The sequence below is a fragment of the Saccharomonospora cyanea NA-134 genome (assembly GCF_000244975.1).
Classification (GTDB): domain Bacteria; phylum Actinomycetota; class Actinomycetes; order Mycobacteriales; family Pseudonocardiaceae; genus Saccharomonospora; species Saccharomonospora cyanea.
In genome coordinates this window covers 2,043,615-2,066,755 of the sequence record NZ_CM001440.1, presented here as the reverse complement: position 1 = coordinate 2,066,755, position 23,141 = coordinate 2,043,615, and the positions used below count along the sequence as shown (strand labels likewise).

General features: G+C 70.2%; 18 protein-coding genes and 1 riboswitch. Of the genes, 10 read left to right on the top strand and 8 right to left on the bottom strand.

The genetic code is table 11. The features are described 5' to 3' along the window. Positions 1–24: 24 nt before the first annotated feature. Genes SACCYDRAFT_RS09885 through SACCYDRAFT_RS09860 form a run of 6 tightly spaced genes read right to left on the bottom strand, consistent with a single transcriptional unit; the run spans position 25 to position 8,412 of the window. The gene (locus SACCYDRAFT_RS09885; protein WP_005455829.1) at positions 25–1,182 is read right to left on the bottom strand and encodes an acyl-CoA dehydrogenase family protein; all 1,158 of its coding nucleotides are present in this window, start codon (positions 1,180–1,182) and stop codon (positions 25–27) included. After that, the gene (locus SACCYDRAFT_RS09880) at positions 1,179–3,173 is read right to left on the bottom strand and encodes an ATP-binding protein (RefSeq protein ID WP_005455827.1); all 1,995 of its coding nucleotides are present in this window, start codon (positions 3,171–3,173) and stop codon (positions 1,179–1,181) included. Before SACCYDRAFT_RS09880 ends, SACCYDRAFT_RS09885 begins: the two co-directional genes overlap by 4 nt. A 7-nt stretch (positions 3,174–3,180) precedes the next feature. Further along, complete coding sequence (locus SACCYDRAFT_RS09875) at positions 3,181–4,788, bottom strand: acyl-CoA carboxylase subunit beta (RefSeq protein WP_005455826.1); 1,608 nt, start codon at positions 4,786–4,788, stop codon at positions 3,181–3,183. Continuing rightward, positions 4,785–5,939, bottom strand: coding sequence for an acyl-CoA dehydrogenase family protein (locus SACCYDRAFT_RS09870; protein WP_005455824.1), 1,155 nt, complete (start codon positions 5,937–5,939; stop codon positions 4,785–4,787). Before SACCYDRAFT_RS09870 ends, SACCYDRAFT_RS09875 begins: the two co-directional genes overlap by 4 nt. After that, the gene (locus SACCYDRAFT_RS09865; RefSeq protein WP_005455822.1) at positions 5,936–7,621 is read right to left on the bottom strand and encodes an acyclic terpene utilization AtuA family protein; all 1,686 of its coding nucleotides are present in this window, start codon (positions 7,619–7,621) and stop codon (positions 5,936–5,938) included. The genes SACCYDRAFT_RS09870 and SACCYDRAFT_RS09865 overlap by 4 nt, the downstream gene beginning before the upstream one ends. Continuing rightward, positions 7,618–8,412, bottom strand: coding sequence for a TIGR03084 family metal-binding protein (locus SACCYDRAFT_RS09860; RefSeq protein WP_005455820.1), 795 nt, complete (start codon positions 8,410–8,412; stop codon positions 7,618–7,620). Before SACCYDRAFT_RS09860 ends, SACCYDRAFT_RS09865 begins: the two co-directional genes overlap by 4 nt. Before the next feature lie 184 nt (positions 8,413–8,596). Here SACCYDRAFT_RS09860 and SACCYDRAFT_RS09855 point away from each other — a divergent pair, with 184 nt between their 5' ends. The 4 genes from SACCYDRAFT_RS09855 to lysX all read left to right on the top strand — a co-directional run bounded on the left by SACCYDRAFT_RS09855 (position 8,597) and on the right by lysX (position 12,014). Then, positions 8,597–9,457, top strand: coding sequence for an enoyl-CoA hydratase-related protein (locus SACCYDRAFT_RS09855; protein ID WP_005455818.1), 861 nt, complete (start codon positions 8,597–8,599; stop codon positions 9,455–9,457). Beyond that, positions 9,454–10,077 (top strand): acetoacetate decarboxylase family protein, encoded by a 624-nt coding sequence (locus SACCYDRAFT_RS09850; RefSeq protein WP_005455816.1) that lies wholly within the window; start codon positions 9,454–9,456, stop codon positions 10,075–10,077. The genes SACCYDRAFT_RS09855 and SACCYDRAFT_RS09850 overlap by 4 nt, the downstream gene beginning before the upstream one ends. 120 nt (positions 10,078–10,197) lie before the next feature. After that, positions 10,198–10,518, top strand: a complete 321-nt coding sequence (locus tag SACCYDRAFT_RS09845) for a helix-turn-helix domain-containing protein (protein ID WP_083844737.1) — start codon at positions 10,198–10,200, stop codon at positions 10,516–10,518. Beyond that, positions 10,515–12,014, top strand: coding sequence for a bifunctional lysylphosphatidylglycerol synthetase/lysine--tRNA ligase LysX (gene lysX / locus SACCYDRAFT_RS09840; RefSeq protein WP_005455811.1), 1,500 nt, complete (start codon positions 10,515–10,517; stop codon positions 12,012–12,014). Before SACCYDRAFT_RS09845 ends, lysX begins: the two co-directional genes overlap by 4 nt. Here the strand turns inward: lysX and SACCYDRAFT_RS09835 are convergent. Continuing rightward, positions 12,001–12,966, bottom strand: a complete 966-nt coding sequence (locus tag SACCYDRAFT_RS09835; RefSeq protein WP_043536338.1) for a helix-turn-helix domain-containing protein — start codon at positions 12,964–12,966, stop codon at positions 12,001–12,003. The genes lysX and SACCYDRAFT_RS09835 overlap by 14 nt on opposite strands. A 75-nt stretch (positions 12,967–13,041) precedes the next feature. On the opposite strand from SACCYDRAFT_RS09835, the gene SACCYDRAFT_RS09830 reads away from it, so the two are divergent. From SACCYDRAFT_RS09830 to SACCYDRAFT_RS09805, 6 genes are all read left to right on the top strand, one after another. Continuing rightward, a complete protein-coding gene (locus SACCYDRAFT_RS09830; protein ID WP_005455809.1) occupies positions 13,042–14,541 on the top strand; it encodes a flavin-containing monooxygenase in 1,500 nt (499 codons plus the stop codon). Between the two features lie 204 nt (positions 14,542–14,745). Then, complete coding sequence (locus tag SACCYDRAFT_RS09825) at positions 14,746–17,211, top strand: ribonucleoside-diphosphate reductase subunit alpha (RefSeq protein ID WP_005455808.1); 2,466 nt, start codon at positions 14,746–14,748, stop codon at positions 17,209–17,211. Positions 17,212–17,246: 35 nt separating this feature from the next. Next, positions 17,247–18,296: a ribonucleotide-diphosphate reductase subunit beta gene (locus SACCYDRAFT_RS09820; protein ID WP_005455807.1), complete on the top strand. Its 1,050-nt coding sequence runs from the start codon at positions 17,247–17,249 to the stop codon at positions 18,294–18,296. A gap of 322 nt (positions 18,297–18,618) precedes the next feature. After that, positions 18,619–20,514 carry a diguanylate cyclase domain-containing protein gene (locus tag SACCYDRAFT_RS09815; protein ID WP_005455806.1) on the top strand — a complete coding sequence of 632 codons (1,896 nt, stop codon included), beginning with the start codon at positions 18,619–18,621 and terminating at the stop codon, positions 20,512–20,514. Continuing rightward, positions 20,511–20,969 carry a peroxiredoxin gene (locus SACCYDRAFT_RS09810; protein WP_005455805.1) on the top strand — a complete coding sequence of 153 codons (459 nt, stop codon included), beginning with the start codon at positions 20,511–20,513 and terminating at the stop codon, positions 20,967–20,969. The genes SACCYDRAFT_RS09815 and SACCYDRAFT_RS09810 overlap by 4 nt, the downstream gene beginning before the upstream one ends. 140 nt (positions 20,970–21,109) lie before the next feature. Continuing rightward, a riboswitch (cobalamin riboswitch) is annotated at positions 21,110–21,337 on the top strand. Positions 21,338–21,383: 46 nt separating this feature from the next. Then, the gene (locus SACCYDRAFT_RS09805; protein ID WP_005455803.1) at positions 21,384–21,818 is read left to right on the top strand and encodes an acyl-CoA thioesterase; all 435 of its coding nucleotides are present in this window, start codon (positions 21,384–21,386) and stop codon (positions 21,816–21,818) included. Positions 21,819–21,894: 76 nt separating this feature from the next. On the opposite strand, the gene SACCYDRAFT_RS09800 is transcribed toward SACCYDRAFT_RS09805, so the two are convergent. Continuing rightward, positions 21,895–23,067, bottom strand: a complete 1,173-nt coding sequence (locus SACCYDRAFT_RS09800; protein WP_198285010.1) for an LCP family protein — start codon at positions 23,065–23,067, stop codon at positions 21,895–21,897. Positions 23,068–23,141 lie beyond the last annotated feature (74 nt).

Genomic DNA, 23,141 nt, shown 5'->3' with positions numbered 1-23,141 from the left:
GTAGGACTTCGGAAGTCCCGGACTTCAGTAGGACTTGGGAAGTCCCAGACTGTGCTGGGCCACGTAGTTCAGGACCATCTCCCGGCTCACCGGGGCGATCCTGCCCACCCGCACCGCGGCCAGCATCGTGCCAAGACCGTACTCGGAGGCCAGTCCGTTGCCGCCGTGCACCTGCACGGCCTGGTCGACGGCACGCACGGCCACCTCGGCCCCGGCGTACTTGGCCATGTTGGCGGCCTCACCCGCCGCGGCGTCGTCACCCGAGTCGTAGATCGCGGCGGCCTTCTGGGTCATGAGCCTCGCCAGTTCCAGTTCGATCTTCACCTCGGCCAGTGGGTGGGCCAGCCCCTGGTGCGATCCGATGGGTACCCCGAACACGCTGCGCTGCCTGGCGTAGGTCACCGCCTTGTCCAGGGCGTAACGCGCGATGCCTGCGGAGAACGCCGCCCCCATGATCCGTTCCGGGTTCAGCCCCGCGAACAGCTGCGCGATCGCCGCGTCCTGGCTTCCCACAAGGGCGTCACCGGGCAGCCGCACGTCGTCGAGGAGCAGCTCGAACTGCTTGTCGGCCGACACGAGATCCATCGGGATGGCCCGGTACTCGAAGCCCGGCGTGTCGGTGGGCACGACGAACAACGCGGGCTTGAGCCTGCCCGTGCGGGCGTCGGAGGTGCGGCCCACCACGAGCACCGCGTCCGCCTCGTCCACTCCGGAGATGAAAACCTTGCGTCCACTCAGGATCCAGTCATCGCCGTCGCGGCGGGCCGTGGTGGTGATGCGGTGGGCGTTCGACCCGGCGTCGGGTTCGGTGATGGCGAAGGACATCCGCACCACTCCGGTGGCGAACCCGGGAAGCCAGCGGGACTTCTGCTCGTCGGTGCCGAACCGCGCGATCACCGTCGCGCAGATCGCGGGTGAGACGACCATGAGCAGCATCGGGGTACCCGCAGCGCAGAACTCCTCGCACACGGCCGCCAGCTCGCCGATGCCCGCACCCCCGCCGCCGTACTCCTCCGGCACGGACACGCCGAGGTAGCCGAGCCTGCCCGCCTCGTCCCAGAGTTCGCTGGTGTGTCCGCCGCCGCGGGCCTTCTCCAGGTAGTACTCGTGGCCGTACTTCGCCGCGAGCTCGGCCACGGCTTCGCGCAGCGCCGACCGTTCGGCGGGTTCGGTGAAGGTCACGCTGACTCCTCCGTTGTCTCGACTGCCCCGACGTCGGTGGCTTCCCCTGCGGTGACGACGGCCATGACCGCACCCTGCTCCACCTGAGCGCCCTCGGCCACGGCGAGCTCGGTGACCACGCCGTCGGCGGGTGCGGTGACACGGTGCTCCATCTTCATCGCCTCCAGCCACAACAGCGGCTGTCCCGCCCGCACCTCGTCACCGACGGACACGGCCAGGCGCACCACCGTGCCGGGCATGGGCGCCACGAGCGAACCCTCGGCGAGTTCGGCGGCCGGGTCGGTGAAGCGCGGCACGGGTGCGAGGCTCACCGAACCCAGCGGGGAGTCCACCACGACCAGACCGGGATGGCGAGTCACGTGGAACGTGCGGCGCACGCCGTCACACGACAGCAGCACCCGCTCCGGCGTCACGGCCACCACGGTGACCTCCGGGTGTTCCTCCAGCACCGGACCGGTGCGGGTGGCGCTGTAGCGGACGGAGCGGTCGGTGCCGTCGTGCCGGTACGTCTTCACCTGCGGGGCCGACGGCACGTTGCGCCAGCCGCCGGGGAGCGACCCGAGCACCCGGGCGTGCGTTCGGTTGTGCTCCGCGTCCGCCAGCGCGGCGGCCAGTACCGACAGCCGCGCGCCCGCCTCGCCGGGCCCCGCGTCGAGCACGCGGTCGGCATGCCGGGTGAGGAAGTCCGTGTGGGTGTCGCCGGCGAGGAAGTCGGGGTGCCGCAGCACGGCCACCAGCAGGTCGCGGTTGGTCACGGGCCCGTGCACGCGGGCCGAGGCGAGTGTCCCGGCGAGCATCCGCGCCGCCGAGGTGCGGTCCGGGCCCCAGGCGATCACCTTGGCGAGCATCGGGTCGTAGTGCACACTCACCTCGGTGCCGTCGGCGACACCGCTGTCGAGCCGGATTCCGTAGCGATCGGGCACCGTGAACTCCGCCCGCACGTCCCGCACCGCGAACCGGTGCAGCGTCCCGCTGCCGGGACGCCAGTCGGAGCGCGGGTCCTCGGCGTAGAGGCGGGCCTCGATCGCGTGGCCCCGGGGTCGCGGCGGCTCGCCCTGCAGAGCCTGCCCCTCGGCGATCCGCAGCTGCCACGCCACGAGGTCGAGCCCGGTGACGCATTCGGTGACGGGGTGCTCCACCTGCAAGCGCGTGTTCATCTCCAGGAAGAAGAACTCGCCGTCGTCGGTGACGAGGAACTCCACGGTGCCCGCGCCGACGTAGTCGGTGACCCGGCACACCTCACGCGCGGCCTCGAACAGCCGCTGCCGCAGTCCTTCGTCCACACCGGACGGAGCTTCCTCCACCACCTTCTGGTGCCTGCGCTGGATGGAGCACTCGCGTTCCCCGACGGCCCACACGGTGCCGTGGGTGTCGGCCAGCACCTGCACCTCGATGTGTCTGCCGCGTTCGAGGAAGCGTTCACAGAACACGGCCGAGTCCCCGAACGCCGACGCGGCCTCGGCACGGGCCGCCGCCACGGCCTCGGCGGCCTCGGCCCGGTCGCGGACCACACGCATGCCACGACCACCCCCGCCCGCCGACGCCTTCACCAGCACGGGCAGGTCTTCCTCGGTGAGGCTCTCCGGGTCGAGCTCGGCCAGCACGGGCACTCCGGCGGCGGCCACCACGCGCTTGGACTCGGTCTTCGAGCCCATGAGCGCGATGCTCTCCGGCGACGGCCCCACCCACACCAGGCCCGCGTCGAGCACGGCGCGGGCGAACTCCGCGTTCTCGGACAGGAAACCGTATCCGGGGTGGACCGCGTCCGCGCCCGCGGCGAGCGCGGCCGACACCACCGCGTCCACCCGCAGGTACGTGTCGGCCGGAGCGGCCCCGGGCAGGCGGACGGCGGCGTCCGCGGCGGCGACGTGCAGCGCGTTCGCATCCGGGTCGGAATGCACGGCGACGGTGCCGACACCCCACTCACGGCACGTACGGAAGATCCGGAGTGCGATCTCGCCACGGTTGGCGACCAGCAGATTCGTGATCACGACAACCTCACATCCGGAAGACGCCGAAGCCGGTGCCGTCGAACGAGGCACCCTGGACGGTCTGGGAATGCACGGCCGACAGGCACAGACCGAGCACCGTGCGCGTGTCCCTGGGGTCGATCACGCCGTCGTCGTAGAGACGGCCGGACAGAAACAGCGGCAGCGACTCCGCCTCCACCTGCGCCTCGACCGCCGCGCGCAGCGCCGCGTCGGCATCCTCGTCGTAGTCCTGGCCCCGCGCCTGTGCCGCGTTGCGCGCCACGATGGACAGCACCCCGGCGAGCTGCGCGGGCCCCATCACCGCCGACTTCGCGCTCGGCCACGCGAACAGGAACCGGGGGTCGTACGCGCGGCCGCACATACCGTAGTGCCCGGCTCCGTAGGACGCTCCCATGAGGACGGACAAGTGCGGCACCCGGCTGTTCGACACGGCGTTGATCATCATGGCGCCGTGCTTGATGATGCCGCCCTGTTCGTAGTCCCTCCCGACCATGTACCCCGTGGTGTTGTGGAGGAACACGAGCGGGGTGCTCACCTGGTTGGCGAGCTGGATGAACTGCGCGGCCTTCTGGGACTCCTCGCTGAACAGCACGCCCTGGGCGTTGGCGAGCACCCCGACGGGGTAGCCGTGGATGCGGGCCCAGCCCGTGACCAGGCTGGCGCCGTAGAGCGGTTTGAACTCGTCGAAGTCCGAGTCGTCCACCACCCTGGCGAGCACGTCCCTCGGGTCGAACGGCACCTTGAGGTCGTCAGGCACGATGCCCAGCAGTTCCTCGGGGTCATAGCGCGGCGGTGCCACGACGGCGGGCGCGGGACCGCGCTTACGCCAGTTCAGCCGCTTCACGATGTTCCTGCCGATCCGGATGGCGTCGACCTCGTCGCGCGCCAGGTGGTCGGCCAGGCCGGAGGTACGCGCGTGCATGGCCGCACCCCCGAGCGACTCGTCGTCGGAGACCTCTCCGGTGGCCATCTTCACCAAAGGCGGACCGCCGAGGAACACCTTGGACCGCTCCTCGACCATCACGACGTGGTCGGACATTCCGGGCACGTACGCGCCACCGGCCGTGGAGTTGCCGAACACGAGCGCGATCGTGGGGATTCCGGCCGCCGACAGCCGGGTGAGGTCGCGGAACAGCCGCCCACCCGGAATGAAGATCTCCTTCTGGCTGGGCAGGTCCGCCCCACCCGACTCGACGAGGTTGATCACGGGCAGCCGGTTCTCCAACGCGATGTCGCACGCCCGGAAGATCTTGCGCACGGTCCACGGGTTGCTCGCGCCGCCGCGCACCGTGGGGTCGTTGCCGACGACGAGGCATTCGACGCCCTCGACGACCCCGATCCCGGTCACCACGCTGGCACCCACCGGGTAGTCGCTGCCCCAACCCGCCAGCGGGGAGAGTTCGAGGAACGGGGAGTCGGGGTCGAGGAGCAGCTCGATGCGCTCCCGCACGAGCAGCTTGCCGCGGCGGCGGTGCCGCTCGACGTACTTCTGCCCTCCACCCGCGACGGCCTTGGCGTGCTCGGCCTCGATCTCGGCGAGCCTGGCGAGCATCGCCTCGCGGTAGGCGGTGTGGCGCGGTTCCGTGGTGTCCACGCCCGACTTCAGGATCGTCATGCGGCGTACCCCAGTCGCTTGGCGGCCAGTTGCGTCATGATCTCCGACGTGCCACCCCCGATACCCAGGATCCGCACGTCCCGGTAGTGCCGTTCCACTTCGGACTCCCGAAGGTAACCGAGCCCGCCGTGCAACTGGACGGCCTTGTCCACCACCCAGGCTCCCGCCTCGACGGCCGTGTTCTTGGCGAAGCACGTCTGTGCGACGACCTCCTCGCCGGCCGCGTGCCGCACCGCCACCTGCCGCACGTAGGAGCGGGCGACGTCGACCCGGCGGGCCATCTCCGCGAGCGTGTGCTGCACGGTCTGCCGGGAGATCAGCGGCCTGCCGAACGTCTCCCGCAGGCGGCACCACTCCACGGTGAGGTCCAGGGCGCGCTGCGCCGTCGCGTACGCCTGCACGGCCAGCGTGAGCCGTTCGGTGACGAACTGTGTCGCGAGCTGGGTGAACGCGCTGTTCTCGGCTCCCACCCGGTGCCGGACGGGTACCCGGACATCGCTGAACGACAGCTCGGCCGTGTCGGAGCAGTGCCAGCCCAGCTTCTCCAGCCTGCGGCTCACCGTGAAGCCCGGCGTGCCCTTCTCGACCACGAGCAGCGACAGGCCGTGGGCGCCCTGCTCACCGGTGCGCACCGCGGTGGTGACGAAGTCGGCCCGACAGCCCGACGTGATGAAGGTCTTCGCCCCGTTGACGACGTAGTGGTCGCCGTCGCGGACGGCGGTGGTGCGCAGGGCCGAGACGTCCGAACCGCCGTCCGGCTCGGTGACGGCGAGTGCCCCGACGGTGCGGCCGGCCAGAGTGGGCCGCACCCACCGGTCGATCTGCTCGGTGTCGCCCGCCGCGACGATGTGCGGCAGGGCGATGCCGCCGGTGAACAGCGCCGCGATCACACCGCCCGACGCACCCGCGTAGTGGGCTTCCTCGACGACCGTGACGACGTCGAGGACGTCACCGCCGGAGCCGCCGACACTCTCCGGGAACGACAGCCCGAGCAGCCCGAGCCCCGCCGCCTTGCTGTGGAGCGTGCGGGGCAGCTCGCCCTCCCGTTCCCAGTCGTCCAGGTACGGCAGCACCTCGGTGGTCACGAATCGCCGCACCGTCTCACGCAGCATCCCGCGTTCGGGGGTGGCGAAGGGGTCGGTCGGGGTCACAGCAGCACCTCCGGAACGTCGACGAGGCGACTGCGCAGCCACTCGCCCAGCGCCTTGCCCTGCGGGTCGAACCGGGCTCGCGAGGCCACTCCCTCGCCGAGGATTCCGTCGACGACGACGTTGACCGCCCACAGGTTGGGCAGGAGGTACCGGCGCACCGGCAGGTCGGCCACCTCGGGCAGCAGCGTCCGTACCGCGTCGACGGTGAGCGTGTGAGCGAGCCAGCGCCACGCCTCGGGGGAACGCACCCACACGCCGATGTTCGCGCTGCCGCCCTTGTCACCGCTGCGAGCGCCCGCGACCGTGCCCAGCGGCACACGCCGGCTCGGCCCGTCGGGCAACGGCGCGGGCAGCGGGGGCTCGGGCACCTCGGTGAGTTCCCTCCTCGACGCGGGCGGGGCGATGTCCATCCTGGTCCCGTCGGGAAGCACGGCGACGTGCGGCACGGTGGCCGCGTCCACGAAGGCGTCGCCGAACACGCCGTACGGAGCCGCTTTTCCCGGCGGCGCGGTGAGATGGAAACCCGGGTAGCTGGACAGGCCCAGCTCGACCGCCGCACCGCTGAACGCGCGCCCCACCACGTCGGCGTCGTCGTCGCGGACCGCGCAGTGCAGCAACGCGCTCGCCGTCTCCTCGGTGTCGGCGTCGGCGTGGTCGGTGCGGGCCAGCGTCCACCGGACCGAACGTGGGGGGGCCTCACCCAGCGCCTCGGTGAGCTGGTGCCGCACCCACTGGGCCTTGGCCTCGACGTCGAGTCCGGTGAGGACGAACGTCACCTCGTTGCGGTACCCGCCGAGGGTCGTGCAGCCCACCTTCAGCCGCGGGGGAGGCGGTTCCCCGCGCACTCCGCTCACCCGTACGCGGTCGGGTCCGTCCTGTTCGAGCCGGATGCTGTCGAAGCGCGCCGTGACGTCGGGTCCGGCGTAGCGCGGGCCCGCGATCTCGTACAGCAACTGCGCCGTGACCGTGCCGACGGTGACGGCGCCTCCGGTGCCGTCGTGCTTGGTGATGACGCTGGAGCCGTCCTCGGCGATCTCCGCGACCGGAAAGCCGGGGAGGCCGCGCGGGTGTTCGGTGAAGAACGCGTAGTTTCCGCCCGTGGCCTGCGCACCGCATTCGAGCACGTGACCGGCGACCACGGTACCGGCGAGCGCGTCGTGGTCGGCGGGCGTCCAGCCGAAGTGCGCCGCGGCGGGACCGACGACGAGCGAGGCGTCCGTGACCCGCCCGGTCACCACCACGTCGGCGCCCGCCCGCAGGCTTTCGGCGATCCCGAACGCGCCGAGGTAGGCGTTGGCCGTCACGGGTGTGCCCAGGCCGAGTTCCTCCGCCCGGGCGACCAGGTCGTCGCCCTCGACGTGGGCGACCTTCACGGTCACCCCGACCCGCTGCGCGAGCTCACACAGCGCCTCGGCCAAGCCCGCGGGGTTGAGGCCGCCTGCGTTGGCCACCACCGTCACGCCCGCGTCGACGGCCAGTCCGAGGCACTCCTCCAGCTGCCGCAGGAACGTGGTGGCGTAGCCGCGCGCGGGGTCTCTCAACCGGTCCCTGCCGAGGATGAGCATCGTGAGTTCGGCCAGGTAGTCGCCGGTCAGCACGTCGAGCGGGCCGCCGGTGAGCATCTCGCGCACGGCCGAGAACCGGTCACCGTAGAAACCGGAGGCGTTGCCGATGCGGATCACTGCCGGGTCCCCTCGCGGGCGCGGCCGGGCCCCGGCGGACCGGCGAAGGCCTGCGCGATGTCCAGCCACGCCGTGGCCTGCTCACCGTCGGCGCGAAGGTCGGTGTCGGCCCTGTGCACCCGTTGGGTGACGAGCAGGCAGAAGTGGTGGGCACTTCCGGTGACGCGCTGCGCCGCGTCCTCCGGCCCGAACGTCCAGGTGTCGCCGTCGGGCGCGGTGAGCTCCACCCGGAACTCCTCGGTCGGCGCCGCCAGCCCGCGCACGCCGAAGGCGAAGTCGCGGGTGCGCACCCCGAGCCGGGCGACGTGCCACAGCCTGCCCGTCGGCGCGCGGCGCACGCCGAGGGCGTCGGCGATGTCCTGGCCGTGGGCCCACGTCTCCATCAGGCGGGCCGAGGCCATCGACGCCGCGCTCATCGGCGGGCCGAACCACGGCAGTCGCGTGCCGGAGGGCACCGCGCGCAGCGCCTCGCCGAGCTCCCGGCGCTGTCGCCGCCACGTCTCCAGCAACCGGTCGGGTGGTGTCCGGGCGCCGGCTTCGGCTCCCTCGTCGACGTAGTTCCCGCCCCCGGCCAACGCGGAGGCGACCTCCTCGGCGAACGCGTCCGGCGTGCGGACGGCGATCAACGTCTTGGCGTCGGTCCACACCAGGTGCGCGATCTGGTGGGCGATCGTCCACCCCGGCGCGGGCGTCGGTAGCGACCATCGCGGCGGGTCCAGGTCGGCCACGAGGGCGTCGACCTCCTCGCTCTCGCCGTCCAGGTCCCGCAGGACCGCGCTCGCTCCCGCCACGTGCCACCTCCTCGTGGACGGCCACGCCGCCCTGCCGACCGCCTCAGCCTGACATCGGGAGGTCAAAAAAAGCAAGCACGCATGATTGTTTTCCCTCTGTTGGCGTCGTGTCGTCTGTGGTGCAATGACAGCGCCGACGACGCGACAGCGCTCGACATCGCGCGAGAGTGGCGGGGAGACGTTCATGACGGAGACCGGACGCGACTACGCACAGATCACGTACTCGGTCGCCGAGCGGATCGCGACCATCTCCCTCGACCGGCCGCACGCCCGCAACGGGTACACCGTCACGATGGCCGACGAACTCGCCGACGCGCTCGGTAGGGCGGACCACGACGCCGACGTGCGTGTCGTCGTGCTCACCGGAAACGGCCGCGACTTCTGCGTCGGCGCCGACCTGTCCCAGGGAGACTTCGACTTCGACACCGAAACCGGGCCCGACGCCGCGTGGCGGGAACCCGCGGGCCGCGTGTCACGCCGGATGTTCGCGTCGAACAAGCCGGTGATCGCCGCGTTGAACGGCGCGGCGGTCGGCGCGGGGATCACCATCGCGCTCGCGGCCGACTACCGACTCGCCGCCACCGACTCACGGTTCGGGTTCGTGTTCACCCGCCGCGGCATCTACCCCGAGGGCGCGTCCGCGTGGTTCCTGCCCCGGCTCGTCGGGATGGGGCGGGCCCTCGACTGGATGATCAGCGGTCGGGTGTTCGGCGCCGACGAGGCACTGCGGTCCGGGCTCGTCCACGGTGTGCACGAACCCGAGCAACTGCTGTCCGCGGCTTACGACCTGGCCGCCGAACTCGTCACCACCACGGCTGCCGTGTCGGTGGCCGTCACCCGACAGCTCCTCTACCGCATGTCCGGCATGGACTCCCCCGGCCCACTCCACGACCTCGACTCCCGCCTGGTCGCGAGCATTCCCCACAGTCCGGACGCCGTCGAGGGAGTACTGTCGTTCCTCCAGAAGCGGCCACCCGACTTCCACGGGCGTGTCCCCGAGGACCTGCCCGGCTTCCTGCCCTGGACCCGGGAGGACACCACGTGAACGCCGAGTACCCGGACGAACCGTGGCGGCTGGCAGGCGAGGCCTTCGTGTCCGTGTGGACGGTGCCGCACCGAAAGCTTCCCCGATTGAGCGACGCCGTCACCCCCCACACCGTCGGAGGACGGGCCGTGGTCGTCACGGCGTGGATCGACTACACCCCGCCGGGACAGCTCAGTTACCACGAGTTGCTCGCCACGGTCGCCGTGCGGCACGGACTGTCACCGGCGGGCAGCATCACCGAGATCTGGGTCGACAGCGAGACCTCGCTCGCGGGCGGGCGCGCGTTGTGGGGCATCCCCAAGGAACTCGCGAGCTTCGAACTCGACCGCGCGGACGCGTTCACCGCGTCGGCCGCCACTCCGGACGAGTGGATCGCCACCGCGACGTTCGTCCCACGAGGCCCGTCGGGGCCCGAGACCCGGGCGAGGTTCTCGATCATCCAGTCCGTCGCAGGCAGGCCCCTCGTCAGCCCCGTACGGGCCCGCGTCCGTCCGCGGTCCACCTCCGCGACGTGGTCGGTGAACCCGGACGGCCCGCTCGGCTACCTCGCCGGGCGCCGTCCCCTCGTCAACACCCACCTGCGCGACGCGCGCCTGCTCTTCGGCACCACCCGACGGTGACGTCCGCGGTCACGACGCCAGGAACACCAGCGTGACGGCGAGCGTGAGCGCACCCGCGACGAGCACGAACACCACTGCTCTCCGGCGAAGGCCGGGACCGCAGACGGGTGTCTCGCGGCGCTGGCCCTGCGTCCCGACGTGCCGGTGAGCAGGCGGGCGCTGCTGAGCGACGTATGGGGGTCGCAGGCTCCGGAGGGCAACGTCGTCCAGGTGTACGTCTACCGGTTGCGCAAGTACCTGCGACGCGGCGGCGACTGCGATCCGGTGATCGGCAGGGACCGGTTCGGCTATCGCTTCTCCGGGGCCGGGCCAGCACTCGACGTCAGCCGCCTCCACGAGGCCGTCCTGCGGGACGAGCCGCCCGGTGGCCGGTGGCCGGCGCGGCGTAGCCGGGACGTCTCGCACCCCGGCCTAGCTGGGCGGATACACTCGTCGCTGTGAGTGACGCGCTGGACGATTTCCACGAGGACCTACCCGAGCAGATGCGTATCCGGCGAGCCAAGCTGGATCGGCTGCGCTCCTCGGGCAGGGAGCCCTACCCCGTCGGTTTCGGCAGGACCACCACGATCGCGGAGGTCCGCGAACGGCACGGTGGCCTGGAGCCCGACCACCACACGGGCGAGCGCGTCTCGATCACCGGTCGCGTCATGCTGTACCGCACGGGCGGCAAGCTCTGCTTCGCCACGATCAAGGACCCCGGCGCCCAGATCCAGATCATGCTGTCGCTCGACAAGGTCGGCGCCGAGGCACTCGACTCCTGGAAGAGCGACGTCGACCTCGGTGACCACGTCGGGGTCACCGGCGAGGTGATCACCTCCAAGCGCGGTGAGCTGTCGGTGCTGGTGGACGAGTGGACGCTGACGTCGAAGGCACTGCGTCCGCTGCCCGAGAAGCACAAGGGCCTGACCGACCCCGAGGCCCGCGTGCGGCAGCGCTACGTGGACCTGATCGTCAACGACGAGGCCCGCGACATGGTGCGCAAGCGCGCCGCCACCGTCCAGGCGCTGCGGCAGGGCCTGCTGGAGCGCGGGTTCCTCGAGGTGGAGACACCGATGCTGCACCAGGTGCACGGTGGAGCCACCGCCCGTCCGTTCACCACCCACATCAACGCCTACGACCTCGACCTCTACCTGCGCATCGCTCCCGAGCTGTTCCTCAAGCGACTCATCGTGGGCGATCTCGACGCCGTGTTCGAGATCAACCGGTCGTTCCGCAACGAGGGCGCCGACTCCACACACAACCCCGAGTTCACGATGCTGGAGTGGTACCGCGCCTACGGCGACTACAACGACGGCATGGGCATCACCCAGGACCTCGTGCGCCGGGCGGCGGAGGCGGTGTTCGGCGAGACCATCGTGCGCAACCCCCGCTACGGGGAGGTCGACCTCAGCGGCGACTGGCCTCAGATCACCCTCTACGGGTCGGTGTCGGAGGCGCTGGACGCCGAGATCACCCCACGCACGTCGATCGACGTGCTCCGCAAGCACGCCGACGAGCGGGAGATCAGCTGGGACCCGGCGTGGGGACCGGGCAAGTTCGTTGAGCACCTGTTCGAGGAGCTGGTCGAGCACACGCTGATCCAGCCCACGTTCGTGCGGGACTTCCCGGTGGAGACGAGCCCACTGACCCGCCAGCACCGCGACGACGAGCTGCTCACCGAGAAGTGGGACCTCATCGGGTTCGGCATGGAACTGGGCACCTGCTTCTCCGAGCTGGTCGACCCGGTGGAGCAGCGCAGGCGGCTCACCGAGCAGTCCCTGAAGGCCGCGGGCGGCGACCCGGAGGCCATGCAGCTCGACGAGGACTTCCTGCGCGCGCTGGAATACGGGATGCCGCCGACCGTCGGCGCGGGCATGGGCATCGACCGCCTCCTGATGGCCTTCACCGGCAAGGGCATCCGGGAGACGATCCTGTTCCCGATGGTCAAGCCCGTCTAGGAACCGGCCGTTTCCCCCGGCCCGTCCGCGCGTACCGACCGGGGGAAACGCCCGTCCACCGCATGAAGGCGCGGACGAACGCAGCCGCATCGCCGTAGCCGAGCCGGTGGGCCACCTGCTCGACCGACATCGAGCGGGTGGCGAGGAGTTCCTCGGCGAGGGCCTGCCGAACCTCGTCGAGCAGTGCCCGGAACCCGGCGCCCTCGGCGGCCAGCCGCCGTCGCAGCGTCCTCGTGGTCATGCCGAGCTCGGCGGCCACCGCTGCCATACCGAGGCCGAGCCCGTCGACGGCGAGCAGCCGGTCACGCACCGTCCTCGCCACGCCGTCCCGCGCCCTCCGCTCGGCCAGCAGGTTCCGGCACTGTTCCTCGCACATCGCTGCGGTGTGGTCGTTGGCCTGCGGCATCGGGCGGTCCAGCAGCTCGCGGGGCAGGGTGAGAGTTCCGCACCGGAGAGGCGGGGTGGGTGTGATCCCGAGCAGGTCCTCGATCAGGGTGTGGATCGCGGCCACGTCACGGGCGAGCAGGAACGGCCGGACGTCGGCGGGCACGGTGTCGGTGCGGCAGTCGAGCACCGCGAGATCGCCCTCGACGCGCAGGTCGGGAACACAGAAGACATACGTCAGTTCGACGTAACGCAGAGCGAGCCGCATGGCGTCGCCGACGGTGCGGCTGCTGGTGACGGCGAAACCCCAGATGCCGTAGACGGTGGCGTGGTAGCGGCGGCCGAGGTCGCTGCCGAGTTCGGCGTCCGAACCGGCACAGCGGGCGAGCAGGTTACGCACGACCGCGAGTTCCTGCCGCGCTTCCGCCTGTGCGTACGGGTTCCGCACCGTGGAGAGGTCGAGCCCGGTGCCCTTCAGCACGTCGTCGGGCGGAACACCCCGTTCGGCGGCGAAGTCGACGAGAAGCGCGACGCTCGCGACGCCGCGAGGGAAGTCCCAACCGGCCACGTGTCCGAAAATATCAACTTCCGGTCCCGCGAGGACCTGGAACGGTCTCCGCACCGACTCTAGCCTTCCGGGTTCATGGGGATCATCGACACCAGTGTGCTCGTGATCGGCGCGGGCTTCGGGGGCATCGCCATGGCCGTGGAACTACGGCGGGCAGGCATCCACGACGTCGTCGTGCTGGAGGCCGCAGGCGACGTGGGCGGGGTGTGGCGGGAGAACACCTACCCCGGTGCGGGGTGTGACGTGCCGTCACCGCTGTACTCTTTCTCGTTCGCCCAGAACCCTGACTGGCCCCGGCGCTACGCGTTGCAACCCGACATCCTGGCTTACCTGCGCCGGGTGGCCCGCCGGTTCGGTGTGTACAACCTCGTGCGGTTCCACAGCGAGGTCACCTCGGCCGACTTCGACGCCGAAACCGGGCGCTGGCTGGTGCGTACCGCCGACGGCACCGGCTACTCCGCACGGGTGCTGGTGCCCGCCACCGGGCAGCTGTCGCGGCCGGTGTACCCGTCCGTCCCCGGAGTCGACACCTTCACGGGGACGTCGTTCCACTCGGCACGGTGGGACCACGGCTGTGAGCTCTCGGGCAAGCGGGTCGCGGTGATCGGCACCGGCGCCAGCGCCGTGCAGTTCGTGCCGTTCCTGGGACAGCGGGCCGCATCGGTGACCGTGTTCCAGCGGACCGCACCGTACGTTCTGCCCAAACGCGACCGCGTTTACACCGAACGCGACAAGGCGATCCTCCGCGCGTTTCCGGTTTTGCAGAAGATCGACCGGCTCGGTTTCTGGCTCTACACCGAGTTCGCGCAGCAGTGCCTGTCCAAGTGGCGGTTCCTCAGTCCACTGTTCTCAGTCCAAACACGACGCCATCTTCGCCGATCGGTGTCCGATCCGGACCTGCGGGCCGCTCTGACACCGGATCACCAGCTCGGCTGCAAGCGCGTGCTGTTCAGCAACGACTACTACCCCGCGCTCGCCTCATCCACTGTCGACGTCGTCACCACGGAGGTCGTCGCCGTCACTCCCACCGGCGTCCGCACTGCCGACGGAACCCACCACGAGGTCGACGTCATCGTCTACGGAACCGGCTTCGCCGCGACGGAGTTCCTCGGCTCCATGACCGTGCGGGGCCTGGAAGGCCGCGACCTTTCGGACGCGTGGCGGGACGGCGCGCGGGCCCACCTCGGAATCACGGTGCCGGGTTTTCCCAACCTGTTCCTGCTGTACGGACCCAACACCAACCTCGGTGGCGGCTCGATCGTCCACATGCTCGAAAGCCAGGCACGTTACGTTCGTGAAGCGGTGCGGTGGCTCGCCTCCCACTCCGACCACTACCTCGACGTGCGCCCCGAGGTGGAGCAGCGGTGGGACCGTGAGGTGCAGGACAGGCTCGCGCGGTCGGTGTGGACCCGCTGCCGTAGCTGGTACCGCGACGCGGGCGGGCGGGTGGTGTCCATCTGGCCCGGACGCACGTCCGAGTACCGGCGTCACACGCGAGCTCTGCGGCTGGCCGACTTCCGTCTCGGACGTGTCCGCACGCCCTCGACGACGCCCGAACCGGCCCCCGTACGGTGACGCTCAGGAGTCTCCGCCCAGGTCATCCAGCGGTACACCGCCGTGACGCGATGTGACGACACGCCCATATCTTGGGTGCTGCCCACTCTCGGACCACCACATGTAGGCTTCGATCACCGAGAGCTGAGCACAACCAAACACCGGCCGAACTCGCGGGCGCCCCTGCCCGCGAGACGGTCGAACGCACCCTTTTGGAGTCGTCGCATGTCAGTGGAAACCGCACCGGAAGCTGCCCCGTCCCGCTCGGGCAGGGCCACGCAGGTGCCGTGGGACCGCGTCGAGAAGGCCGTACGCGAGGCCGTCGCAGGCCTTCCGGACACCTCCGCCGAGGCGGTCCTCGCCGAGTTGGAACGCAACGTCTACGACGGCATCAGCGCAGGTGACCTCGCACTCGCGCAGGTCATGGCGGCCCGCACGCTCGTGGAGCGCGAACCGGACTACTCGTTCGTGGCCGCCAGGCTGCTGCTGGACTCGCTGCGCGGTGAAGCCGTCGGCTACCTCGCGGGCGAGCCCCGGCACCCGGACTACCCCGAGATGGCCGCCACGTACGGCGACTACTTCCGCGACTACCTCCGGCGCGGGGTGGAACTGCACCTGCTCACCGAGGACCTCGCGACGTTCGACCTCGACGTCATCACGGCGGCGCTGCGCCCCGAACGCGACCTCGACCTCGGCCTGCTGGGCCTGCAGACGCTGTACGACCGTTACCTGCTGCGCGACCCCCACGCCGGCACGCGCTTCGAGCTGCCGCAGGCGTTCTTCATGCGGGTGGCGATGGGGCTCGCCGTCGCCGAACCCGACCGCGAGGCCAGGGCCGTCGAGTTCTACGAACTGCTGTCCTCACTGCGGTTCATGACCTCCACGCCGACGCTGTTCAACTCCGGCACTCGCCGCCCGCAGCTGTCGTCGTGCTTCCTCACCACGGTGTCCGACGACCTGGCCTCCATCTTCAGCGGCTACCGCAACAACGCGATGCTGGCGAAGTACTCCGGCGGGCTCGGCAACGACTGGACCCCGGTACGCGGCCTCGGCGCCCACATCCGGGGCACCGGAGGCAAGTCGCAGGGCGTCGTGCCGTTCCTCAAGATCGCCAACGACACCACGGTGGCGGTGAACCAGGGCGGCAAGCGCAAGGGTGCCGCGTGCGCCTACCTGGAGACCTGGCACATCGACATCGAGGAGTTCCTCGACCTGCGCAAGAACACCGGTGACGACCGCAGGCGCACCCACGACATGAACACCGCCAACTGGGTGCCCGACGAGTTCCTGCGCCGGGTGGAGACCGACGAGGACTGGACCCTGTTCTCCCCCGACGAGGTCTCCGATCTGCACGACCTCTACGGCACCGCGTTCGCGGAACGCTACCGGGCGTACGAGGAGGCCGCCGACGCGGGAGAGATCCGGGTGTTCCGCCGGGTGAGCGCGAAGCAGCTGTGGCGGCGGATGCTGACCATGCTGTTCGAGACGGGCCACCCGTGGATCACGTTCAAGGACCCGTGCAACCTGCGGTCGCCGCAGCAGCACGCCGGTGTGGTGCACTCCTCGAACCTGTGCACGGAGATCACGCTCAACACCAGCGCCGACGAGATCGCCGTGTGCAACCTCGGCTCGGTGAACCTCGCCCGCCACGTCGGCGAGGACGGCCTGGACGTCGAGGCACTGCGCCGCACGGTGACCACCGCGGTCCGCATGCTCGACAACGTCATCGACATCAACTTCTACACCGTGCCGGAGGCGGAGCGGTCGAACCTGCGCCACCGGCCGGTGGGCCTCGGCCTCATGGGTTTCTCCGACGCGCTGTTCGAGCTGGGTGTCCCACAGGCGTCGCAGGCTGCCGTCGAGTTCGCCGACCGCAGCATGGAGGTGCTGAGCTACCACGCCATCTCGGCGTCGGCGGACCTCGCCGAGGAGCGGGGCGCGTACTCGTCGTTCGACGGGTCGCTGTGGAGCCGGGGAATCCTGCCGATCGACTCGCTGCGGCTGCTGGCCGAGGCGCGGGGTGAGGGCGAACTCGACATCGACACCACCACCACTCTCGACTGGGAGTCGCTGCGCGAGCGCGTACGCACGGTCGGCATGCGCAACTCCAACGTGCTTGCCATCGCCCCGACGGCGACCATCTCGAACATCTGCGGAGTCGGGCAGTCGATCGAGCCGCTGTTCTCGAACCTCTTCGTCAAGTCCAACATGTCCGGTGAGTTCACCGTCGTGAACCCGCACCTCGTGCGCGACCTCAAGCGGCGTGGCCTGTGGGACGACGACATGGTCGCCGAACTGAAGTTCCACGACGGGGTGCTCGCCCCCATCGACCGCATCCCCGACGACCTCAAGGCGCTGTACGCGACGGCGTTCGAGATCGACAGCCGGTGGCTGGTCGACGCGGCGTCGCGGCGGCAGAAGTGGATCGACCAGGCGCAGTCGCTCAACCTCTACCTCGCCGAGCCGAGCGGGCGTGCGCTGGACGCGCTGTACCGGCACGCGTGGCGACGTGGTCTCAAGACGACCTACTACCTGCGTTCGCGGGCCGCGACACAGGTCGAGAAGAGCACGTTGCGCGGCACCGACGGGCGACTCAACGCCGTCACTCCCACGGTGCCCGCCGCTGTCGTCGAGGCGAGTGCCACCGCGGCCTGCCGGATCGACGACCCCGACTGCGAAGCCTGCCAGTGAGCACCCGACAACCGATCTCTTCGAAAGGACACTCGTTGAGCCAGAACCTCACCCTCGACTTCGGTGCCGCGCGCGTGAACGTGGACGACAAGGCGATGATCAACGCGCGCGCCGACGTCAACCAGCTGCTGCCGATGAAGTACGGCTGGGCGTGGGAGAAGTACCTCGCGGGGTGTGACAACCACTGGATGCCCACCGAGGTCGCGATGCAGGCCGACATCGCGCTGTGGAAGTCGCCGGACGGCCTGACCGACGACGAGCGGCTGATGCTCAAGCGCAACCTCGGTTTCTTCGCCACCGCGGAGTCGCTGGTGGCGAACAACCTGGTGCTCGCCGTCTACCGGCACCTCACCAATCCCGAGTGCAGGCAGTACCTGCTGCGGCAGGCGTTCGAAGAGGCCGTGCACACCCACACCTTCCAGTACGTCTGCGAGAGCCTCGGTCTCGACGAGGGCGAGCTGTTCAACGCCTACCGCGAGGTGCCGTCGATCGCGGACAAGGACTCCTGGGCGTTGCGGTACACGCGCAACCTGGAGAACCCGGACTTCCGCACGGGCACCGTGGAGGCCGACCAGGAGTTCCTGCGCGACCTCGTGGCCTTCTACGTCGTGTTCGAGGGCATGTGGTTCTACACCGGGTTCGCCCAGGTGCTGTCACTGGGCAGGCGCAACAAGATGGTGGGCATCGCGGAGCAGTACCAGTACATCCTGCGTGACGAGTCGATCCACCTGAACTTCGGCATCGACTGCATCAACCAGATCAAGGCGGAGAACCCCCACCTGTGGACGCCGGAGTTCCAGCGCGAGGTGCGCGACATGCTCGTGGAGGCATGCGCGCTGGAGGTGGCCTACGCCCGGGACACCATGCCGAGGCCGATGCTCGGGTTGTCGGCGGAGCTGTGTGAGCAGTACATGCACTTCATCACCGACCGCAGGGCCGCCCAGCTCGGGTTGGAACCCGTGTTCGGCGAACCGGAGAACCCGTTCCCGTGGATGTCGGAGGCCATGGACCTGCGCAAGGAGAAGAACTTCTTCGAGACCAGGGTCACCGACTACCGCAGTGGTGCGGCACTGGAGTGGGACTGACCTCTCCCGCCACGGAAAGCCCGTCCGCGGCACCCGGCATGGCCACCTGCGAGGATGACCGGCGGCGTCATTGGTGAGCAGAGGGTACGGTCGGACCCGGCGGGGGTGAACCCGCCGGGTCCGACCGCCGTCAGGCCCTCGCCGGAAGTCGCACAGGCAGTAGCGCCGCGCGACACGGTGGTGTGATCAATCCACCCTTCCAGGCGGTAGACAAGATGCTCATTGCATGATGCTGTTGCAGAGTTGCGGACCGTGGTCCGGAAAAATCCGCCGCTGTGCGGGCAACAGCCCCATGGGTCGACGACGTTGTGCGAGGTGAAGCGTGTCGGAACCTGGTGACACGCCAGGGCTGGGTGACATCGTGCGCCGCTGGGCCGCGCGTCTTGGCGAGGTCGACGGCGTGTCGTTGCCCGCGGAGACGTTGGAACCCGCGCTGCTCGCGGTCGCGCGCGAGGCACAGGCGGAGGCACGGACGGCCCGCGACGCGGCCGCTCGCCGGTTCGCCGATCTCTATGCCGCCACACCGATCGGCGTCGTGCTCGGGGCCGCGGACGGCACGATCCACGACGTCAACCCCGCCTTCGTCGAACTGGTCCACCACACCCGCGCCGAACTCGTCGGGCAACCGCTCACGCGGCTCGCCGCCACACCGAACGACGCGCGGGTGCTGGCCGCGGCCGTCGACGAAGCGCTCCTGCCGGCCCGGCGGCCCCGGCAGGAGCGAGTCACGCTGACGCACGGCCGGGACGGCACACTGCGGACCCGAGTGACCGTCGCCACCATCACCGCCGACGGCCCAGGACTCCCCCATCCGGTGCTGCTGATCGAGGACATTCACGAACTCGCCCTGCTCAGCGAGCAACTGCGCAGGCAGAACGTGCAGGACCCGCTCACAGGGCTGCCGAACTCGTACCACTTCGACAACAAGCTGGACACCGCCCTCGCCACGTCGCCAGGTGGCCGGGTCGCCCTCGTCTATCTCGACATCGACGGGTTCCGGGTCGTCAACGACGGCCTGGGTCCGGGCGCGGGCGACGAGGTCCTCCGGCAGGTGGCGCGCAAGCTCGAGGCCGGATTCGCCGCACAACCGCAGTACGAGGCGGTGGTGGCCAGGTTGTCCGGTGACGGTTTCGCCGTACTCCTCCACGACGGGCAGGACGGCGAACTGGACACCGCCACCGTGGTCAATCTCGTCGAGGAAACGATGCGCGACCTCGCCGAACCCGTGTACGTGGACGGCACGGGCGTCGGGGTCAACGTCAGTGTGGGCATCGTCGTCAGCGAGGTGCCCGGGCGTACCCGCGAGGAACTGCACCGCGCGGCCGAGCTGACCCTGCACCGCGCCAAGGAGAACGGCAAGGCCCAGTGGATGCTGTTCGAGCGGGAACTGCACGACCGCGACCGGCGGCGCTTCGGCATCGGCGCCGCGATCGGCGGTGGTCTGGAGAACGGTCAGTTCGGCGTGGACTACGAGCCCACGGTCACACTCGACGGCCACGAACGCATCGCGGTGGTCAACGCCCAACTCCGTTGGGACCACCCCGAACACGGGGTGTTGCGGCCACGCGACTTCTCCGCGCTGGCCGACACCACCGGCATGACCCCCGCCTTGGGGGAGCTGCTGCTGGCCCAGTCCATCGCCGACGCCGCCACGTGGCAGCGCGAGTTCGGTGGCGCGCCCGATCTGTGCGTCCGGCTGCCCACCCGGCTCGCCATCGACCCGAACCTGGTCCGTATCGTGCGCACCGAGCTCGACCGCACCGGCCTGCCACACGACAAACTACGCATCTGCGCCGACAGCGCGGACCTGACCGATCCCCGTGGTGAGGTGCTGGAGAACCTGTCCGTCCTCGCCGAACTCGACGTCAAGATCACCCTGGCGGTGTCCGGTGCCGCCGACCTCGAACTGATCCACCGGCACCGGCTCCCCGTCGGCTTCGTCATCGTGTCGGGCACGTTGGTCGACGCGCTCGCCGAGGACGGCGAGAGCTCGCAGGGAGCACGCCGGCACTTCGCCATGCTGGTGGAGCGCGCCCGGGAACTCGGAATCTTCCGGATCGGCGTCGACGGCGTGCACGGCACCGAGCACGCGCGCAGGCTCGCCGAGCTGGGCGCCGTCGCGGGTCGCGGCAAGCTGTTCGGGGAGGAGGTCGACGCGGCGGGGATTCGATCGCTGCTCGCCGAGTCCGCCGGGCGCATGGGACCATCGCGGCCATGAAACAGTCGGCCACCGCACCGGACTTCACGTTGCCCGACGAGGCGGGTGTTCCCCGCCGGCTGACCGAGTTCCTCGCGACCGGCCCCGTCGTGCTGTTCTTCTACCCGGCGGCCATGACCGCGGGCTGCACGGCCGAGAGCTGCCACTTCCGGGACCTCGCCTCCGACTTCGCCGAGCTCGGTGCCCGACCGGTGGGCGTGAGCCCCGACCCGGTGGACACCCAACGGGCGTTCTCCGAGGCCCACGCCCTCGGCTTCCCGCTGCTTTCCGACGCCGATGGCACAGTCGCGAGCCGGTTCGGCGTGCGGCGGGCGTTCGGTCCACTGCGCACCAGGCGACACACGTTCGTCATCGACACCGACCGGACCGTTCTCGCGGTGATCCGTAGCGAGCTCCGCATGTCCGTCCACGCCGACAAGGCCCTGGAGGTCCTGCGTTCGCGCGGGAGGGCTTGACCACCGCGCGAGTCGTGGGAAACCCCGGCGTGACGCGGAACAAGCCCGTGATGTTCGTCGGCCGCTCGCCGCACAGGAGCGGGACGATGGTTCGACCACCGCCGGAGCCTCGGCCTCACCGGCCTCACCGGCCGCGCCGTAAGGTGGTGTGCGCAGTGGGTTCGCCCCGTCCCCGGGGCGTCGTAAGAGGGAACCCGGTGCGAATCCGGGACTGCCCCGCAGCGGTGAGTGGGAACGACCGCCGTCATCGAGCACTGGGCCACCCGGCCTGGGAAGCGACGGCCAGTAGGAGCCTGTCCTCCGGATCCCTTCCGGAAGCGACCGAAGTGCCCACGAGTCCGAAGACCTGCCCGCCGCCCGTGCGCGACCACGCGCACGGTGCCGTCCCGCCGCGACTCGCGAAGGAGAGATCACGTGGCCGACCAGAGCACGGTGCGTTCCACGCCCAAGACCCCAGCGGATTCCCAGGTCACCCTCGCTCACATCATGAGCGAGCACGACACCAACCTGTACGGCACCATCCACGGTGGTGTGGTGATGAAGTTGATCGACGACGCGGCGGCTGCCGCCGCGGCCCGCCACGCCGACGGTCCCGCCGTGACCGTGTCGGTGGACCGGATGACCTTCCTGGCCCCGGTACGGGCCGGTGACCTGCTCAGCGTCCACGCCGAACTGGAGCGAGCCGGACGGACCTCGATGACCACCGTGGTCAGGGTGACCTCCGAACGGTGGAACACCTCAGGGCCGGTGACGGAGGTTGCGACCGCTCGGTTGACGTTCGTCGCGATCGACGCGGACGGCAGGCCCCGGCCGGTCCCGGCCCTGGTGTCGCAGGCCCGGCAGAACTGACCTCACGAGGACGCTTTCGAGCGATCGAGACCGCCACGGCCGTGTGGGACACGGCCGTGGTCCACACGGCCGTCGGTCACTCCATGAGGATCTCCTCAGGAATCGGCGAGTCGGTACGCAATGCCTCGAACAGCGTCTCCGACTTCGCCGGATCCCAGGTCTCGGCGGAGGCGGAGGTGACCGGCACGGTGGTCGTGACCACGCCGCCGTCACCGATGCCCCGCATGGCCCATGCCAGTCCCACGAGGTGGTGCAGGTTGTCGTCGGTGTCGAGCGTGAGCGCGTCGGGCACGGCACCCAGTAGCGGGAACACGTCGAACGGGTTCAGCAGGGTGGCCGGGCTCGCGATCTCGTTGGCGAGTGCCCCGATGAACTTGCGCTGGTTCGCCACGCGGTCCAGATCCGACCGCGGAGTGGCCTCGCTGTAGCGCATACGGACGAACCCGAGCGCCTGCGCCCCGTCGAGTGTCTGCCTGCCCTCGGGGATCACGATGCCGGTCTTGGTGTCGCGCATTTCCTGCGGAATGTCCATTTCGACACCGCCGATGGCGTCGACGACCTCCGCGAACCCACCGAATCCGATCTCGGCGTAGTGGTCGATGCGCAGTCCCGTGGCCTGCTCCACCGTCTTCGTCAGCAGCGGGGCACCGCCGAAGGCGAACGCGGCGTTGATCTTGTTGACGCCGTGGCCGGGGATCTCGACCCGCGAGTCGCGCGGCAGGCTCAGCAGGGTCGGCTTCGTGTCGTTGTCCGGAATGTGGACGAGCATGATCGTGTCGGTGCGCCTGCCGCCCGCGTCGCCGGTGGACAGTTCCGCCATGCGGTCCTCGTCGAGCCCCTCACGGGAGTCCGAGCCCACGAGCAACCAGTTGGTGCCCTCGGCCGCCGCCGGCCTGCCCTCGTAGTCGTCGGGCAACGCGTCGATGCGGTTGATGGAGAACTCCAGGTAGAGCCACACGGCTCCCAGGAGCAGGACGAACACGAGCACCAGGCTCAGCAACACCTTGGGAAACGAGGCCCGCCTACGTCGGGGACCACCACCCGAAGACGGTTTCCGGTCGCCGGGTGGCGGCGGCTGTGGCGGTCGCGGAGCGACCCGCGTGGGCTGAGGCGGCCGCGCCGCCTGCCGTGCCCGGTTGCTGCCCGGGACAGGCATCATCTGCGCCTGCTGTTGTTGCCGGGGCCCTCGCGGCGGCCTCCGGCCCGGAGGCGGTGGCCGGTGTCCGCCCTGGTGCCCGCCGTAGGTCATGGCCACTCCGATCGCTTCGTGCGGCTGTCGTGCTGCCCGCATACCTAACCGCATGTCCGACCGCGTAGACGCAG